General features: G+C 31.3%; 17 protein-coding genes and 1 CRISPR repeat array (1 of these 18 only partly in view). Of the genes, 11 read left to right on the top strand and 6 right to left on the bottom strand.

Translation table 11 applies throughout. The annotated features are described in order from the left end of the window. A CRISPR array of direct repeats spans positions 1-1,721; the repeat unit is 30 nt; unit sequence ATTAAACCGATACAATTGGAGTATTGAAAT (it extends 113 nt beyond the left edge of the window). A gap of 91 nt (positions 1,722-1,812) precedes the next feature. Beyond that, the gene (locus DZ65_RS0101400) at positions 1,813-2,529 is read left to right on the top strand and encodes a hypothetical protein (RefSeq protein ID WP_024790543.1); all 717 of its coding nucleotides are present in this window, start codon (positions 1,813-1,815) and stop codon (positions 2,527-2,529) included. Next, the gene (locus DZ65_RS0101395) at positions 2,468-2,731 is read left to right on the top strand and encodes a hypothetical protein (protein ID WP_024790542.1); all 264 of its coding nucleotides are present in this window, start codon (positions 2,468-2,470) and stop codon (positions 2,729-2,731) included. Before DZ65_RS0101400 ends, DZ65_RS0101395 begins: the two co-directional genes overlap by 62 nt. Here the strand turns inward: DZ65_RS0101395 and DZ65_RS10670 are convergent. Beyond that, positions 2,728-2,865 (bottom strand): hypothetical protein, encoded by a 138-nt coding sequence (locus DZ65_RS10670; RefSeq protein WP_156919558.1) that lies wholly within the window; start codon positions 2,863-2,865, stop codon positions 2,728-2,730. The two genes, DZ65_RS0101395 and DZ65_RS10670, sit on opposite strands and share 4 nt — an antisense overlap. A gap of 299 nt (positions 2,866-3,164) precedes the next feature. Continuing rightward, on the bottom strand, positions 3,165-3,476 hold the full coding sequence (gene cowN, locus DZ65_RS0101385) for a N(2)-fixation sustaining protein CowN (protein WP_024786914.1): 312 nt from the start codon (positions 3,474-3,476) through the stop codon (positions 3,165-3,167). Positions 3,477-3,575: 99 nt separating this feature from the next. On the opposite strand from cowN, the gene DZ65_RS0101380 reads away from it, so the two are divergent. The 6 genes from DZ65_RS0101380 to DZ65_RS0101360 all read left to right on the top strand — a co-directional run bounded on the left by DZ65_RS0101380 (position 3,576) and on the right by DZ65_RS0101360 (position 8,875). Next, positions 3,576-4,613: an AraC family transcriptional regulator gene (locus tag DZ65_RS0101380; protein ID WP_024786913.1), complete on the top strand. Its 1,038-nt coding sequence runs from the start codon at positions 3,576-3,578 to the stop codon at positions 4,611-4,613. A 154-nt stretch (positions 4,614-4,767) separates the two neighbouring features. Next, entirely contained in the window at positions 4,768-5,883 is a 1,116-nt protein-coding gene (locus DZ65_RS09705) for a sigma-54 dependent transcriptional regulator (protein WP_035908004.1), read from the top strand. Between the two features lie 9 nt (positions 5,884-5,892). Then, the gene (locus DZ65_RS09700; protein WP_035908003.1) at positions 5,893-6,918 is read left to right on the top strand and encodes an aspartate-semialdehyde dehydrogenase; all 1,026 of its coding nucleotides are present in this window, start codon (positions 5,893-5,895) and stop codon (positions 6,916-6,918) included. Next, a complete protein-coding gene (locus DZ65_RS0101370; RefSeq protein ID WP_024790541.1) occupies positions 6,918-7,442 on the top strand; it encodes a YqhA family protein in 525 nt (174 codons plus the stop codon). The genes DZ65_RS09700 and DZ65_RS0101370 overlap by 1 nt, the downstream gene beginning before the upstream one ends. A gap of 45 nt (positions 7,443-7,487) precedes the next feature. Further along, the gene (locus tag DZ65_RS0101365) at positions 7,488-8,390 is read left to right on the top strand and encodes a radical SAM protein (RefSeq protein WP_024786909.1); all 903 of its coding nucleotides are present in this window, start codon (positions 7,488-7,490) and stop codon (positions 8,388-8,390) included. Next, positions 8,387-8,875: a hypothetical protein gene (locus DZ65_RS0101360; protein ID WP_024786908.1), complete on the top strand. Its 489-nt coding sequence runs from the start codon at positions 8,387-8,389 to the stop codon at positions 8,873-8,875. Before DZ65_RS0101365 ends, DZ65_RS0101360 begins: the two co-directional genes overlap by 4 nt. A gap of 211 nt (positions 8,876-9,086) precedes the next feature. Here the strand turns inward: DZ65_RS0101360 and DZ65_RS0101355 are convergent, their stop codons facing one another. Continuing rightward, positions 9,087-9,881, bottom strand: a complete 795-nt coding sequence (locus DZ65_RS0101355) for a hypothetical protein (RefSeq protein WP_024786907.1) — start codon at positions 9,879-9,881, stop codon at positions 9,087-9,089. Positions 9,882-9,922: 41 nt separating this feature from the next. Between DZ65_RS0101355 and asnB the strand changes: the two genes are divergently transcribed. Continuing rightward, positions 9,923-11,662, top strand: a complete 1,740-nt coding sequence (gene asnB / locus DZ65_RS0101350) for an asparagine synthase (glutamine-hydrolyzing) (protein ID WP_024790540.1) — start codon at positions 9,923-9,925, stop codon at positions 11,660-11,662. Here the strand turns inward: asnB and DZ65_RS0101345 are convergent. Continuing rightward, the gene (locus tag DZ65_RS0101345) at positions 11,657-12,433 is read right to left on the bottom strand and encodes a pyridoxine 5'-phosphate synthase (RefSeq protein WP_024786905.1); all 777 of its coding nucleotides are present in this window, start codon (positions 12,431-12,433) and stop codon (positions 11,657-11,659) included. The two genes, asnB and DZ65_RS0101345, sit on opposite strands and share 6 nt — an antisense overlap. A gap of 41 nt (positions 12,434-12,474) precedes the next feature. Between DZ65_RS0101345 and rpiB the strand changes: the two genes are divergently transcribed. Then, positions 12,475-12,903, top strand: a complete 429-nt coding sequence (gene rpiB / locus DZ65_RS0101340) for a ribose 5-phosphate isomerase B (RefSeq protein ID WP_024790539.1) — start codon at positions 12,475-12,477, stop codon at positions 12,901-12,903. Then, positions 12,893-13,225, top strand: coding sequence for a hypothetical protein (locus DZ65_RS0101335; protein WP_024789134.1), 333 nt, complete (start codon positions 12,893-12,895; stop codon positions 13,223-13,225). Before rpiB ends, DZ65_RS0101335 begins: the two co-directional genes overlap by 11 nt. On the opposite strand, the gene mog is transcribed toward DZ65_RS0101335, so the two are convergent. Further along, complete coding sequence (gene mog / locus DZ65_RS0101330) at positions 13,220-13,735, bottom strand: molybdopterin adenylyltransferase (RefSeq protein WP_024790538.1); 516 nt, start codon at positions 13,733-13,735, stop codon at positions 13,220-13,222. The two genes, DZ65_RS0101335 and mog, sit on opposite strands and share 6 nt — an antisense overlap. 260 nt (positions 13,736-13,995) lie before the next feature. Beyond that, positions 13,996-15,312, bottom strand: a complete 1,317-nt coding sequence (locus DZ65_RS0101325; protein WP_024790537.1) for a malic enzyme-like NAD(P)-binding protein — start codon at positions 15,310-15,312, stop codon at positions 13,996-13,998. Positions 15,313-15,319 lie beyond the last annotated feature (7 nt).

Here is a 15,319-nt window from a genome sequence, read left to right as displayed (position 1 = left end):
TACAATTGGAGTATTGAAACTATTAAACCGATACAATTGGAGTATTGAAATTATTAAACCGATACAATTGGAGTATTGAAATTTTGTTTAATATTAAACCGATACAATTGGAGTATTGAAATAAAGATATAGACCCAACTACAAGGAATGATGGTACATTAAACCGATACAATTGGAGTATTGAAATATTTTAAGGGAGTTAGGGTATGAATAGAGTTAAAGTATTAAACCGATACAATTGGAGTATTGAAATTTTTCTAAAAGGCACTTATAAACCTTTTCTCTGTTATTAAACCGATACAATTGGAGTATTGAAATAAAACTGCTGAATTTAAAAACATAAAACTTAAAAATCCAATTAAACCGATACAATTGGAGTATTGAAATAGATTATTTTTAAGATAATTTGCTACTTCTTCACTTATTTATTAAACCGATACAATTGGAGTATTGAAATATACTCAAAGTCATACGCATAAACATACTCTTTCATAATTAAACCGATACAATTGGAGTATTGAAATAAAGAAGAAATTGCATCTTTACTTGATGCAAAAATCGAAGATTAAACCGATACAATTGGAGTATTGAAATAAGAATTCTCCATCTAAAATCTATGATTTAGGTGGAGAATTAAACCGATACAATTGGAGTATTGAAATATTACTGTTATCTCTTTACGTGTATACACACCTGCTTTATTAAACCGATACAATTGGAGTATTGAAATTTGAAAAAACAAATAAAGACTTGAATGTAACAATATTAAACCGATACAATTGGAGTATTGAAATAACTATATTCTAATAAAAAGTATAAAGTATATTATATTAAACCGATACAATTGGAGTATTGAAATTTTTTAATTTTTAAAACAATCAAAGGAGCAGTTATGATTAAACCGATACAATTGGAGTATTGAAATCCACTAAATAACAAATAATAAAAAGATGGATTAAGATTAAACCGATACAATTGGAGTATTGAAATTTCACTGCTTACTAAATGTCTTGCATAAAATCGCAAAATTAAACCGATACAATTGGAGTATTGAAATATTTATGCCATTTATCGCAAATCTTCCAAGCTCATATTTATTAAACCGATACAATTGGAGTATTGAAATAATTTAAAAAAAGCGATGATGAGGTAATCGAAACGATTAAACCGATACAATTGGAGTATTGAAATTTTTGTAAAAATTAAAAAATTTGAGTTTTTGCAATTATTAAACCGATACAATTGGAGTATTGAAATATAGTGCAATAAATGTGCTGGAAGAATTTGAAGAAATTAAACCGATACAATTGGAGTATTGAAATATAATTCAAAACTAAGATATTCAATTACCGCAAAACATTAAACCGATACAATTGGAGTATTGAAATATAATTCAAAACTAAGATATTCAATTACCGCAAAACATTAAACCGATACAATTGGAGTATTGAAATGTTTTATTAGTATCTGTTATTTTTTCTAAATTTTCGTATTAAACCGATACAATTGGAGTATTGAAATCGCCATACCAGAATTAAAAGTTAAAAAGTCTAATAGCATTAAACCGATACAATTGGAGTATTGAAATATACACAAGAAGTTATAAAGAATGGTATTTAGGATTATTAAACCGATACAATTGGAGTATTGAAATTCTAAAATAATTAATAGCTCAAGCGCTATATAATCAGATTAAACCGATACAATTGGAGTATTGAAATAGTGAACATTTAGTATCCAAAAACGGATATATGTGATTTTTATGCAAATTTAAATATGGGATTTGGTCGTGGGATAGTTCCAAAAGCGGAAATGAGGACTACACCGTTGCATCCTCACTGCAGATGTATTTATGCCCCGTATTACGGCAAAGTTACAGGCAAAAGGAAAAGCTGGAAACAAACCGTGCAGGATACAATGAATGAGTTTGACGAAAGAGAGCAGAGAGAAATACTCGGCACTTACGATATGCTGAACAGGTTTAAGCAGGGCGAAGATATTGAAAAGATTTTTAATACTATCAGACCGAAGTATCCGATAAGGAAATATGCGGATTTATTTAGCAATAGGAAATATAATTTTGAAAAAAGAAGAGAATTGGAAATTGAAAATAAAATTTTAAAAAGAGTGGAATTAATAAAAAATGTTAAAAAAGATTTTTATAAATTATGGATGAGTAAAGAGAAATTTAAAAATCATATAGTAAAAAGAAAAAATTTAGGACATATTACAAATGAAGAAGATTATATTTTGAAAACGTTAGATTGTATAATTGAAGCGGATACATATATTTTAGCAATTCATAAGAACAGTTGGGATAATTTGTGCTATAATAAAAAAGATAATTGGGTTGTTGTTTTTAATGAAAATGGTGAAATTATGACAAGTTATAAAATTAAGCCTGATGAGAAAAGTTTTGAAGAATTACATAAAGAAGTAGGCGGAGAAATTAGAAAAGGAAAAATAAATGAAAAAATTAAAAGAGCTTTTAAAAAGTTACAAGATAGATATAAAAACTTGGGAGAGTGATTTTGGAGAAGGACATCTATTTTTAGCTGATAGAGAGGCATTAATTCCTTTTGAAAACAAAAAAGAAGTTATAGAACTTGATAAAAAAGCATTAAAGATTATAGAAAAAGATAAAAGTCAAGGGAGTGATAAACTATTTTTAAAGAAATTGAAAGAAATTATTTTAAATAATCTTAACAAAAGAATAGCAGAAACCGCTTAAGTTTCCTTAAAACTGTCTTCCACTTCACTTGCAATAATCGCAAAATCTGCCGGGTCAATAGTGTTTAAATCGTTGCTTATTATTTGCATTGCTTTAAGTTTAAAATAAGTCGGAGAATTTACAAGTTCTTTCATTTCTTGTAATACCGTTATTTCTTTTTGCGTGTCGATTATGCTGAAAGTTTTAGGGTATGTTATTGTTATATCGTTATTTATTTCTAAATACTTGCAAACTATATCAAAAGCTCTGTTTTCAAGGTCGTTAAGTCTTAAAGCAAAATTAGATAAACTTGCGTTAAGCCCTTGGAATTTAATGTCAAGAAAAAGTAAAATCCTGATCCCCTTATTATGTGAAGTATTGAAATTGTAAAAGAGGCATTTAAAGATTGAAAGAACAAATGTTACTTTATAAAAATCTTATCATAGGTGTTGTATTAACAACATTCTAATTCGCAAACACTTAATGCAGCAAGTGCAGCTTCATCTTCGGCATCTTCAAACAGCTCTTCAAGATAAAATTTCTTAGAACATACAAAATATAAAACATCCTCTTTTTGTAAATTTTTATTTTCAGGTTTAAAATATGCTTCCGGAATTTGCGGAATATATTTTTCCCAGTATGCATTCATCATATTCGGCTGTTTTGTGATTCTTAACATGTGTCCGATAACATTGCATGCATTAGTAAAGCAATCTATATTGGCAAAGCTGGTATATCTTTCATCTATTCTCGGTTTTTTATCCATTTTCAATCCTTTTTTACACTTATTATCCAATAAATTCAGTATAATTATATATACAAAAAAAGAAATATTTTTGATAAATTGCGAAAAAAAAGGATAAAATTGGAACATGTTTCAGTAATTACTCTGCAATATGTTTTATTAATGTTAGAAAAACATTATAAAATAGACATCAATTTTTTATTAAAAGCTGTGGGAATTGATCGGAAGATTTTTACAAAGGAACATTCATATATAAAAAGCTCTAAATTGCGTTTTCTTTTTCAAAAGGCTTCACAACTTTGTGATGACCCTTTTTTAGCGCTTCATCTTGGAGAAGCTTCTTCCCCACAATCTTTAGGACTGCTTGGATATATGCTCAGCAATACCGCAACCGTAAGTGAAATGCTTGAAAAACTTTGTTATTATTCACATTTAGTAGGTAAAAACCTTGAGTTTATTCTTACAGAAACTAAAAAAGGTTACAAACTGGCCATTCATCTTTATAATAATCCTTTAGTTGCTTTAAACCGGTATCAAAGTGAAATTCATCTTGCTGCCGTAATTAGCCTTATAAGACAACTTTCGGCAGTGAATATTGAACCGGAATATGCCTATTTTCAACATAATGAGATAGAAGAACCGGAAGAGTATCATCGGCTTTTTGGAAAAAAGTTAATATTTAATGCCTATGAAAATGCCCTTGTGTTTTCAAAAGAGAAGCTTTGTGTTGAGCTGCAAACTCCAAATGAAGGGATGGTAAAATATTTTGAACAGCAGGCAAAGAAAATAATTGAAGACCTTTACGATAACTCTTGGCATACACGGACTGAAAAACAGATTCTGATACATATTGGAAATAATGGGATAAGTATAGAGTTTATAGCTAAAAAGTTATCAGTTTCTGTTAGAACTCTGCAAAATAATCTTAAAAAAGAAGGGTACTCTTATACAAAACTTCTTGAATCGGTGCGCAAAAAACTTGCTTTGCATTACCTGCACAATTTTAGTCTTGATATTGCCACAATCGCTCTGTACCTGGGTTATACGGAGATTAGTGTTTTTTCAAGGGCATTCAAAAAATGGTTTAATATGTCACCAAATCACTATCGGGCACAAATTCCGTATAATCTTGGACATGCTGCCGTGGAGACAGATTAAGAAGAGGTTTGGTTAACAGTTAAACTTTTTTATACTTCTCTTTAAAAAAATGAGTATATTAAAAAAGTAAACTTCTTATCCTGTTTATTTAATTTCATTTGACTACCTTTTAATTTTTCCTTATAATTTATAAAAATTAAAAAAAGGTTTTTAAGTGAAAATAGCTGTTGTTGAAGATGATATAAATATGAGAAAATCTCTCTCACTTGCACTTAAATCCGAAGGATATGAAGTCGTTGAATTTAGAAATGCTATTGACGCACTTAAAAAATTGAATGATTCAATAGATTTAATTATTTCTGATATTACAATGCCTAAAATGGATGGTATTGACTTTGCAAAAGAATTAAACGGTAAATATGAAGTAATTTTAATTACGGGAAACGCCACGTTAAACAGGGCGATTGAGGCATTAAGGCTCGGGGTTAAGGATTTTTTGACAAAGCCTTTTGAAATCGAGGATTTAATTGCGGCAATTGAGAGAAACCAAAAAGTTGTAACTAAAACAAAAGGTAAAAAAGCTGCGGTTAAACCATCTTTTATTGCCGAAGATGAAAAAACAAAAGAAGTTTTAAATATATCTAAAAAAGTGGCGCCTACAATGGCCAGTGTAATGCTTCTTGGCGAAAGCGGGGTCGGAAAAGAGGAATTTGCTAAATTTATTCACGAAAACAGCGGCAGGAGCGGTAAATTTATTGCAATTAATATGAGTGCAATTCCTGAAAATTTAATAGAAAGTGAGCTTTTCGGATACGAAAAAGGGGCTTTTACAGATGCTACCGCTTCAAAACCGGGACTTTTTGAACTGGCCCAGGGCGGGACACTTTTTTTAGATGAAATAGCTGAAATGCCTTTTAATCTTCAGGCAAAACTCCTTAGGGTGCTTCAGGAAAAAGAAATAAACAGGCTTGGAAGCACAAAACCGACTAAAATTGATGTAAGAATAATAAGTGCTACAAATCAAAATATTGATGAAATGATAAAAAACAATAAATTCAGGGAAGATTTATATTACAGGCTTGCTACAATTCCTGTCAAAATCCCACCGCTTAGAGAGAGAAAAAAAGATATAATTCCAATTGCAAAAGATATACTTAAAAAAACAATTAATGAATACGGTTTGGAAGAAAAAAATTTGAGCGATGAGGCAAAAGAAGCTCTTTTGAATTATGAATTCAGAGGAAATATAAGGGAGCTTATCAATATAATTGAAAGAGCGGCAATTTTAAGCGAAAAAGTTATAAAAAAAGAAAATTTATTTTTATTATAAGGAGAATTAATGTTTAACGTAGCAGTAGTAGGAGCGACAGGAGCGGTGGGAGAAGAGTTGTTAAGGGCTATAGAAGAATATGAAATACCTGTAAAAAAGCTTGTTCCCCTTGCAAGTGCAAGAAGTGTTGGAAAAGAGGTTGAATTTAAAGGTGATGTATTAAAAGTAAAAGAATTAACCTGTGATGTATTCAAAGAAGAAGAAATTGACATTGCTTTTTTTTCTGCGGGAGGGAGTGTGAGTGCAAAATTTGCACCGTGTGCAGCCGAAGCGGGGGCTGTTGTAATAGACAATACCAGTTATTTCAGGATGAATCCGGATGTTCCTTTGGTTGTACCTGAGGTGAATTCCGGGGATATTGCATTATGGAAAAAAACAGGAATTATCGCCAATCCCAACTGTTCGACTATTCAAATGGTGATTTCTCTTGCACCGCTGCATAAAGAATTTAATATAAATAGGGTGGATGTGGCCACTTATCAGGCTGTAAGCGGTGCCGGTAAAAAAGGTATGGAAGAGCTGCTGGAACAGATGAGGGCGGTTTTTAATTTCAAATTGGATAAAAAAGTGGAAGAAAGGGAAGTTTTTCAATATCAGATTGCACTTAATGTAATTCCCCATATAGATAAATTTATGGATAACGGTTTTACGAGAGAAGAGATGAAAATGGTAAATGAAACCAATAAAATATTACATTCTGATATTAAAGTGGCTGCAACCTGCGTGAGGGTTCCGGTTCTTAGAAGCCATAGTGAATCCATTAGTATTTATTGTGAAAAAGAAGTGTCTGTTGAAAAGGCAAGGGAAGTTTTGGCAAATTTTGAAGATGTAAAGGTAATAGACAATCCCGAAAAAAATGAATATCCTATGCCTGTAATTGCTACGGATACCGATTATGTGTATGTGGGAAGAATCAGAAAAGATTTATATGATGATAATATTCTTCATTTCTTTAATGTTGCAGATCAGTTAAGGGTTGGTGCTGCAACAAACGCCGTGAGAATTGCAAAAAAATGGATAGAAATGGAGAAATAATGGAAAAAAGAAATTTAATTGAAGCAGTTTTTGAAAGTACCCTTTGGAACAGCCGGATAATAGTAATACTGGCGGTAATTTTTGGAATGTTCGGTGCAATAGCTTTATTTGCGGTTGCGAGTTATGATGTCTGGGATATGGTGGTTGTGACTTATAAATTCTTTTTTGCGCATTATCATCCCCAAAATTTCCATTCACTGCTTATAGGAGGGCTTATAGGTGCTGTTGATTTGTATTTGATTGCGGTGGTGATGCTTTTATTCTCATTTGGGCTATATGAACTTTTTATTTCCAAAATTGATGATGCAGAAGGAAGTGAAACAGGAAGTAAAATTCTTGCAATTCACAGTTTAGATGAGCTTAAAGACAAACTCGGAAAAGTTGTCGTAATGGTGTTGATTGTAAGCTTTTTTAAAAAAGTAATTCATATGAATTTTTCAACACCCCTTGAAATGCTTTATCTTGCCGGCAGTATTTTAGCGTTAGCCCTTGCACTTTATTATATGCATAAAGGAGCTCATTAAAAAAATGTATAATGAAAAATGTATAATGAAAAATGGAAGTGAAATATGAAATATATATTCGGCCCTGTGGCCTCCCGCCGTTTTGGTATGAGCCTTGGAATTGATTTAAGCCCTGATAAAAAAAGATGTAATTTTGACTGCATATACTGTGAATTATCTCCGGCTAAACCGGTTAATAATTATGACAATCCTCCAAAAGTAGATGATATTTTTAATGAAGTAAAAGATGCAGTACAAAAATACCAGTTTGATGTATTGACTGTTACAAGTAACGGTGAACCCACTCTTTATCCTTATTTAGATGAACTTATCGGTAAATTAAAAACATTAAATAAAAAACTTTTAATTTTAAGTAATTCTTCCACCATTATGAAAAAAGAAACTCAAAATTCCTTAAAAAAACTTGATATTGTAAAACTTTCCCTTGATGCCGTAAGCCCAAATATTTTCAAAAAAATTGACAGACCAGCCAAAGGTATCGATATTCAAGAGATTATAAAAGGAATTATTGAATTTAGGAAAATTTACAAAAGTGAACTGATTATAGAAATTTTGGTGGTAAAAGGTATAAATGACAAAGATGAGGAATTTAAAAAATTAAACAAAGTTTTGGCGAATATTAAGCCGGATAGGGTAGATATATCCACAATAGACAGACCCCCTGCTTATAATGTTGAGGGTGTAAGTATAGAGAAACTTTTTGAACTTGCAGAAAATATTAAAAATCAAAATATTTTTATTCCAACAAGAGATAAAATTAATTATAAAATAGAAAATCTGACAAAAGAAGAACTTATTGAAACACTTAAAAAAAGACCTTTTAGTGAAAGTGATGTAAAAAATATTTTGGATGAGCATACTTTAAAAATTTTTAATGATTTGATTAAAGAAAATATGCTTGAAGAAATTTGGGTTGGCGGAGTAAAATTTTATAAGGCGTATGTATGAAAGAATTTTTTAATGTTTTTAAAATCCTTTTTGCAGTGGATGTGGGGATTATTGTTTTTTGTTTTTTGGAAAATAATTTGCTTTGGCTGTATAATACCCAGATTGCCTTTTTTTCGACTTCACTTATAATTTTAGGAAGTTTTCTCGGTTATGCCGGAATGGTTAAGCATAATCTTCAAAACGGCAATGTAGGAGAGGATATTTTAAAAAAATATGAAGACCCGCATAATATGGACGATGAAGAAGAGATTGAAGTTAAAAAATATAAAAAAAACAGATTAAAATGGTATGAGGCAATTTTACTTAATTTTAAAGGCGGAATGAATATCATCAGGATTTTAGGATATGTTTTTTTGGTTGCAGGATTTTTATATTTAAGCAAATCAAACAGATTTGATGTATTAAGTTTTCTTTTTGGCTTAAGTGTCGTACCTGCAGTAACATTTGCTTACCTGATTTTTTATAAAAAAAAATTTAATAATTAATCTGTACTGATTAAAAAAATTATTTTTAAAATAACTTTAAAGATAAAAATATGACAGCTCAATGCTTCATTTTGCTAAAGCACCACTTAAATTTTGCTAAAAATTGCAAACGCAAGCGCCCTGACGGGTTGAATGCAATTTTTTAAACGCAAAATTTTCACTAAATTCCGCAACGCTGTCATTTTTTTACTTTTTCGTTATATTTTTTTAGTTAATGCCAATTAATCTTTGTAGTAACAAAACTGAAATGGGCACAGAAAAACGTAAAATAGCTAATAAATGTGGTGATTCCTACAAAAATAGGAATTACTAATAAACTTATATTTGGATTTAATGCAATTGTAGGAAAAATATAAAATAAATAAGCAAATGAAAGAATTGAATAAATTATTAAAATACTTACAGACCAGATAAGATAAATTATAAAATATCTGAAATTGAATGTTCTTATCCAAAATCTAAAATCTACTAAAGAACTTATTATGGAAATAAAAGAGCCTTTAAAATCACTTTTATTCAAAGCTTCCCCTATTTTACCGAGAAAAATATAACTGAAAAAAAGTAAATAAATTAAATAAATTCCAAGCATAATCTGAGCAATGAAAGAAGCGTTTTCAAGATTTATTAAAAATGAATGCGGATCTGCCATTAGATACATGCTCCCGCTGAATTGTAAAATTATTACAAATAAAAAAGCCCAAAAAGAAATAATGATAAAATTACCTGTTAAAATTCCGATTGCGGTAGGGATAAAATGGAATAAAAAACTGCTTATCGGCTGAATTTTTAAATTATGGAAATATTCGTCTGTATTTTTTGTGTTGTTTACAAGATAAATTAAAAAACCGCCTATACTTAAATATATTATTTTTTCTAAAATAAATCCGATAATACTGATTACGGGATATGCTTCAATGAGCGTAAAAATTGATACAATCAAAATAACAAATAATAATTTTTGCCACTGCGCAAATGTTATAAAGGTATATTTGAAAACTTCTTTCATTTCTTTCCTTTTTGTTAGAATTCTATCAAAAAAGGAATATTTTGTGTGCAATATTTGGGATAATAGGCAGTTATGATTTAAAAAAAGTAAAGAAAGCCCTTGATTTGATGATTCACAGAGGCAGGGATTTTCAAAATATTGTTGAATTCAGAAGCGGTGTTTTCGGATTTAACCGTTTGGCAATTGAAAATGTAAATATCAATATGCAGCCTTTAAAAGTAGAAAACAGGATTTTTGTATTTAACGGCGAAATTTATAATTATAAAAATTTAATAAAAAAATATAATTTAAATGTAAAAACTGAAATAGAAGTAATTGCAAAGCTTTGGGAAAAATTTGGAGTGGATTTTGTGAAAAAAATTGAGGGTATGTTTGCAATTGCAGTTTATGACAAAAAGCTTTTTTTATTTAGAGACGAATTTGGTAAAAAGCCTCTTTATTTTACAAAAACAGGTATTTTTGCAAGTGAAATTAAAGCAATATTGCCTTTTACAGGGAAGAAATTAAATTTTAATGCATTGGCTGAGTATCTTGCATACAATTCTTCCATCGCTCCCAATACAATATATCAGGAAATTTATAAACTTCCGGCGGGTTGTTATTATGACGGAGAAATAAAAATATGGTACGACTTTGAAAGAGTGGAAAATGAGCCTTGCTCATCTGGCTGCTTGAAAAGCGGCCACGATGGAAAATGGAAAAAGGAAAATGTTTGTACAGAAGTTGAAAAATTGCTTATTAAAAGCATAAAAAAAAGGCTTCAGGGGGATGTTGAAATTGGTTCGCTTCTCAGCGGAGGGGTGGACAGCAGTCTTATCGGGGCAATTACTTCTAAATTCCAAAAGCTTAAAACTTTTTCCGTCGGTTATGATGGATATGATAATTATGATGAAAGAAATTATGCAAAAATTGCGGCAAAGCATATTAATTCAGAGCATTTTGAAGTGAATTTTACTAAAAATAATTTTTTTGAAAATTTTGAAAAAACTCTTTTTTATATGGACGAGCCGATTGCTGACAGTAGTTTTTTTGCCGCAAGGTTTCTTGCAAAACATATCCCGCTAAAAGTTGTTTTAAGCGGTGAGGGGAGTGACGAGCTGTTTTTGGGCTACAGAAGATATAAAGAATATGAAGGTTTTTTAAACGCATATCTGCCCAATAAAAAATGGCTTAAAAAATATCTTGAGAGGCATTATGAAGATATAAAAGAGTGGGAGGTTTTCAGGCGGTTTTTTGCAAATGAAGATGTTTTCAGGGGAATAAACGAAACTTTTTTTCAAAGGCAGATAAACAGGGTCTTGAAAGTCAGGGCAAAAGAGGTTGATTATAAACGGTTTTTAAAAGGGTGGGGCAGTTTTGATTTTACCTATTTTGATTTGAAAGTATGGATTGGAGAAGTTTTACTAAATAAACTTGATAAAATGTTTATGAGTAATACTATAGAGACAAGAAGCCCTTTTTTAGACAGGGACTTGGTGAATTTTGTGTTTTCTTTAGAAGAAAATTTAAGAGGAAGTGAAAAATGGATTATAAAAGAAATAGCCCAAAAATATCTGCCCGGAGAAATTGTTAACAGAAGAAAAAAGGGATTTGCTTTTCCTTTTCTGGAGTGGTTAAAAGAAGAAAACGAACTGAAAAAAATTGTTGATATAAATAGAAAAAATAAAATTTTTAACGAAGAATATTTAAAAGAAATTATAAAAACAGGCCATAAGAGATATAAACAGCATTTATGGAGTTTATATCTTTTCAGCAGATGGTATGAAAAGGAGTTTTTATGAAATAATTTCTTTCATTTTAATAATGGCTTCTTTTAATCCCATAAAAATGGAATTGGCGATAATGCTGTGACCTATATTCAGTTCGGTTATTTCGGGAATATCTGCAATTTCTTTTACATTCTGATAATTAAGTCCGTGCCCTGCGGCCACTTCCAAATCCAAATCTTTTGCTAATTTTGAAGCGTCTTTTATTAAATCAAGTTCAAGGTCTAATTCTTTTTTTAGTGTAATTCTATCCATTTGTTCAAAAACTTTATTAGGTGTATGATTTAAGTTGCTAAAAAGCGCCAAATGTAAATTTGCATATCTTCCTGTGTGAAATTCTATCATTTGGGCATTTAAATTTTTTGCTTTTTTAATCTGTTCAAAATCCGGGTCTATAAAAAGGGAAACTTCAATATCATTTTTATGTAATTTTTCTATGGCATTAATTATTCTTTTTTCATTTTTAAACAGATCAAGTCCGCCTTCCGTTGTAACCTCTTCTCTTTTTTCAGGCACTATTGTCGCTCTGTGGGGTTTTAAAGAGCATATTATATCTATAATTTCTTCATTAATACTGCATTCCATATTAACCGGTAAAAAACTGCTTTCAATTATTCTTTTAGCATCAAAATCGTTAATATGGCGCCTGTCTTCCCTTAAATGGGTTGTAACCTGGTCGGCTCCCGCTTCTTTTAAAATTTCAAGAGCCATTAGTGGGTCCGGTTCGTTTATTTTTCTGGCTTCTCTTAATGTTGCAATATGGTCTATATTTACTCCGAGTTTCATTTTATTCCTTTTTTGTTATAATTTTATCAAAAAGGAAGTATATGAAGTATTTTATCGGAACAGACCATGCGGGATTTGAAATAAAACCTTTTGTAATAGAGTATCTGCAAAAAAAAGGAATAGATGTAGAGGATTTGGGGTGTTATTCAAAAGAAAGCGTGGATTATCCTGATTATGCGCATAAAGTAGCCGAAGCGGTTTTGGCTAATCCCGGAACAAAAGGGATACTTATCTGTGGCAGCGGAATTGGAATGAGTCTGGCTGCAAATAAACATAAAGGTATTAGAGCCGCTCTTTGTCATGATTATTATACGGCTGAAATGGCAAAACGCCATAATGATGCCAATATTCTATGTTTCGGTGCCAGGATTGTAGGTTTGGGTGTAGCGGAATCTATTCTCGAAGCTTGGCTGACCCATGAATTTGAAGGCGGAAGACACGAAAGAAGGGTAAAAAAAATTGATATTTAACTGGATTTTTTTATCAATTACAATTTTAGTTATTTTATTTTTAATATTTAAAATGTTTTATTATAAACATTTGTGGGAAAAAACTAATGAAAACGAAAAATTATTGGAAGAAAATCTTTCAGAAGCGGAATTACTGATAAAAAAATATCAGATTCAGCTTCAAAGGGCCCTTGGAAATCTGTCTTTGCTTGAAGATGAAATTAATAAGTTAAAAAGTGATTTAAAAGCTGTAAAAAACAGAAATTCCCAATACAGAATAGAGAATGAGCAGCTTAAGAAAAAGATTAAAGACCTTGAAAATAAAATTGAAGCACTTTTATGATTTTTTTTTGGGTCTGAAAGCACTTTTACTTTCAATATAATCACCTCCGATTAAATCAACGGCATACGGAATTGCCGCCCATACCGCTTCTAAATTTTCTTTTATCGCTTTTGGGCTTCCCGGAAGATTTAAAATAAATGTGTTTTTGACAACCCCTGCAATTCCCCTGGCCAAAATTGAAGTCGGTACATATTTTAATGAATGCATTCTCATAAGTTCCCCAAATCCCGGCAGTTCTTTTTCTATTACTTCTTTTGTTGCTTCCGGTGTTACGTCCCTTGGTGAGGGCCCCGTGCCTCCTGTTGTCAAAATTAAAGAGCATTTAAGGGAAATTAATTCTTTTAAAGTGTTAACAATTTCATTAAACTCGTCGGGAATCAGTCTGTAAATAATTTCAAATTCATTTTGTATATTTTCATTTAAAAATTTTTCTATTTCTTTTCCGCTTTTGTCTTCATATATTCCGGCACTTGCCCTGTCGCTCATTGTAACAATACCAATTTTTAGCATAAAAAAACCTTTTTTATAAATTATATCAAAAGAAGATTAAATTATTTAACGAAAAAGAAAAAAAATGATAGCGTTGTGTAATTTAACGAAAATTTTGCGTTAAAAAAATTGCACTCAACCCGTAAGGGCTGCGTAGCTGTTTGCAATTTTTAGCAAAATTTGAGTGGTGCTTTAGCAAAATGAAGCATTGAGCTGTCATTTTTTTCTTTGAAGTTATTTTTAATTCATCTTTATAGGTTTTAAAAGAAGGGGAAAAAGAATTATTCGGCGTAGTAATCGATTCCTTCTTTTTCTTTTAGCATATTAATTAGGTGGTTTTTATATCCTTCTACCCATTTGTCTATATTGTCAACTTTTATTCTTGCAACGCCGGTTTCGAGTGCCGCTCTTGCAACTGCTACAGATTCGTCAACAAATACCCTTCTGTCAAACGGTTTAGGAAGGATATAACTTTTGCCAAATTTCAAATCAGCTCCGTTATATGCATCTTTTACATATTGAGGAACTTTCTTTTGAGCTAGATTGGCCAAAGCATGACAGGCTGCAATTTTCATTTCCATATTTACCGCTTTTGCGTGTGTGTCAAGCGCACCCCTGAATATGTAAGGGAATCCCAAAACATTGTTTATCTGGTTTGGATAATCGCTTCTTCCTGTTCCTATGATTAAATCATCTCTGACTTCCAGTGCAAGTTCGGGTTTGATTTCAGGGTCTGGATTTGCCATAACAAAAAGCATGGCGTTTGGATTTAGAGTTTTTACCATTTCCTGAGAAATACAGTTTGCAGCAGAGTTCCCAACCACCACATCTGCGCCTTTTAAGGCATCTGCAAGTGTAACTATATCTTCATCAACAGCCCAAGGCTCTTTATATTTATTTAAATCGGTTCTTCTTGTGGTAATTGCACCTCTTGAATCAACAAGAACTATGTTTTTAATTCCGAGAGCCGTATACATTTCAGCAGCGGCAAGTCCGGCGGCACCTGCACCTATAATTACTACTCTGAGCTCTTCTAATTTTTTGCCTGTAAGTTTTGCTCCGTTAATTATAGCCGCACCTGAAATGATTGCTGTTCCGTGTTGGTCATCGTGAAAGATTGGAATATCGCATTTTTCCTGAAGTTTTTTTTCTATATCAAAACATTTTGGAGCTTTAATATCCTCAAGATTTATTCCTCCGAATGTTGGCGCCATTGCCCAGCTTACATTAACAATTTCGTCAATGTCGTGAACCTGAAGTTCTATATCGAATGCGTCAACAAAAGCAAATTTTTTAAATAATACTGATTTCCCTTCCATTACAGGTTTACCTGCAACCGGTTTTAATGTTCCAAGCCCTAAAACCGCAGTAGAATCAGAAATTACCGCTACAAGGTTTGCTTTATTGGTATATTCGTATGCCAGGTTTTCATCTTTATCTATTTCAAGACATGGAATAGCAACTCCCGGGGTATATGCGATTGAAAGGTCTTTTGAATCTTTAACAGGTTTTGTAACTTCTATTGCAATTTTACCAGGGACCGGTTTTGCATGGTATTCTAAGGCTTCCTCTCTTGTAAAAGTTGGTCTATTTGCCATTTAATCT

Source organism: Lebetimonas sp. JS032 (assembly GCF_000523315.1).
Lineage (GTDB): Bacteria > Campylobacterota > Campylobacteria > Campylobacterales > Nautiliaceae > Lebetimonas.
This window is presented reverse-complemented; position numbering and strand designations above follow the sequence as displayed.

Bases quoted from the DNA above. Each gene is read 5' to 3' on its own strand.
- DZ65_RS0101360 (WP_024786908.1), top strand. From the start codon at position 8,387: ATGAAAGAATTTTTTAATGTTTTTAAAATCCTTTTTGCAGTGGATGTG.
- rpiB (WP_024790539.1), top strand. From the start codon at position 12,475: ATGAAGTATTTTATCGGAACAGACCATGCGGGATTTGAAATAAAACCT.
- DZ65_RS0101345 (WP_024786905.1), bottom strand. From the start codon at position 12,433: ATGAAACTCGGAGTAAATATAGACCATATTGCAACATTAAGAGAAGCC.
- DZ65_RS0101400 (WP_024790543.1), top strand. From the start codon at position 1,813: ATGAGGACTACACCGTTGCATCCTCACTGCAGATGTATTTATGCCCCG.
- mog (WP_024790538.1), bottom strand. From the start codon at position 13,735: ATGCTAAAAATTGGTATTGTTACAATGAGCGACAGGGCAAGTGCCGGA.
- DZ65_RS0101395 (WP_024790542.1), top strand. From the start codon at position 2,468: ATGAAAAAATTAAAAGAGCTTTTAAAAAGTTACAAGATAGATATAAAA.
- DZ65_RS09700 (WP_035908003.1), top strand. From the start codon at position 5,893: ATGTTTAACGTAGCAGTAGTAGGAGCGACAGGAGCGGTGGGAGAAGAG.
- DZ65_RS0101370 (WP_024790541.1), top strand. From the start codon at position 6,918: ATGGAAAAAAGAAATTTAATTGAAGCAGTTTTTGAAAGTACCCTTTGG.
- DZ65_RS0101365 (WP_024786909.1), top strand. From the start codon at position 7,488: ATGAAATATATATTCGGCCCTGTGGCCTCCCGCCGTTTTGGTATGAGC.
- DZ65_RS0101325 (WP_024790537.1), bottom strand. From the start codon at position 15,312: ATGGCAAATAGACCAACTTTTACAAGAGAGGAAGCCTTAGAATACCAT.
- DZ65_RS0101355 (WP_024786907.1), bottom strand. From the start codon at position 9,881: ATGAAAGAAGTTTTCAAATATACCTTTATAACATTTGCGCAGTGGCAA.
- cowN (WP_024786914.1), bottom strand. From the start codon at position 3,476: ATGGATAAAAAACCGAGAATAGATGAAAGATATACCAGCTTTGCCAAT.
- DZ65_RS10670 (WP_156919558.1), bottom strand. From the start codon at position 2,865: ATGAAAGAACTTGTAAATTCTCCGACTTATTTTAAACTTAAAGCAATG.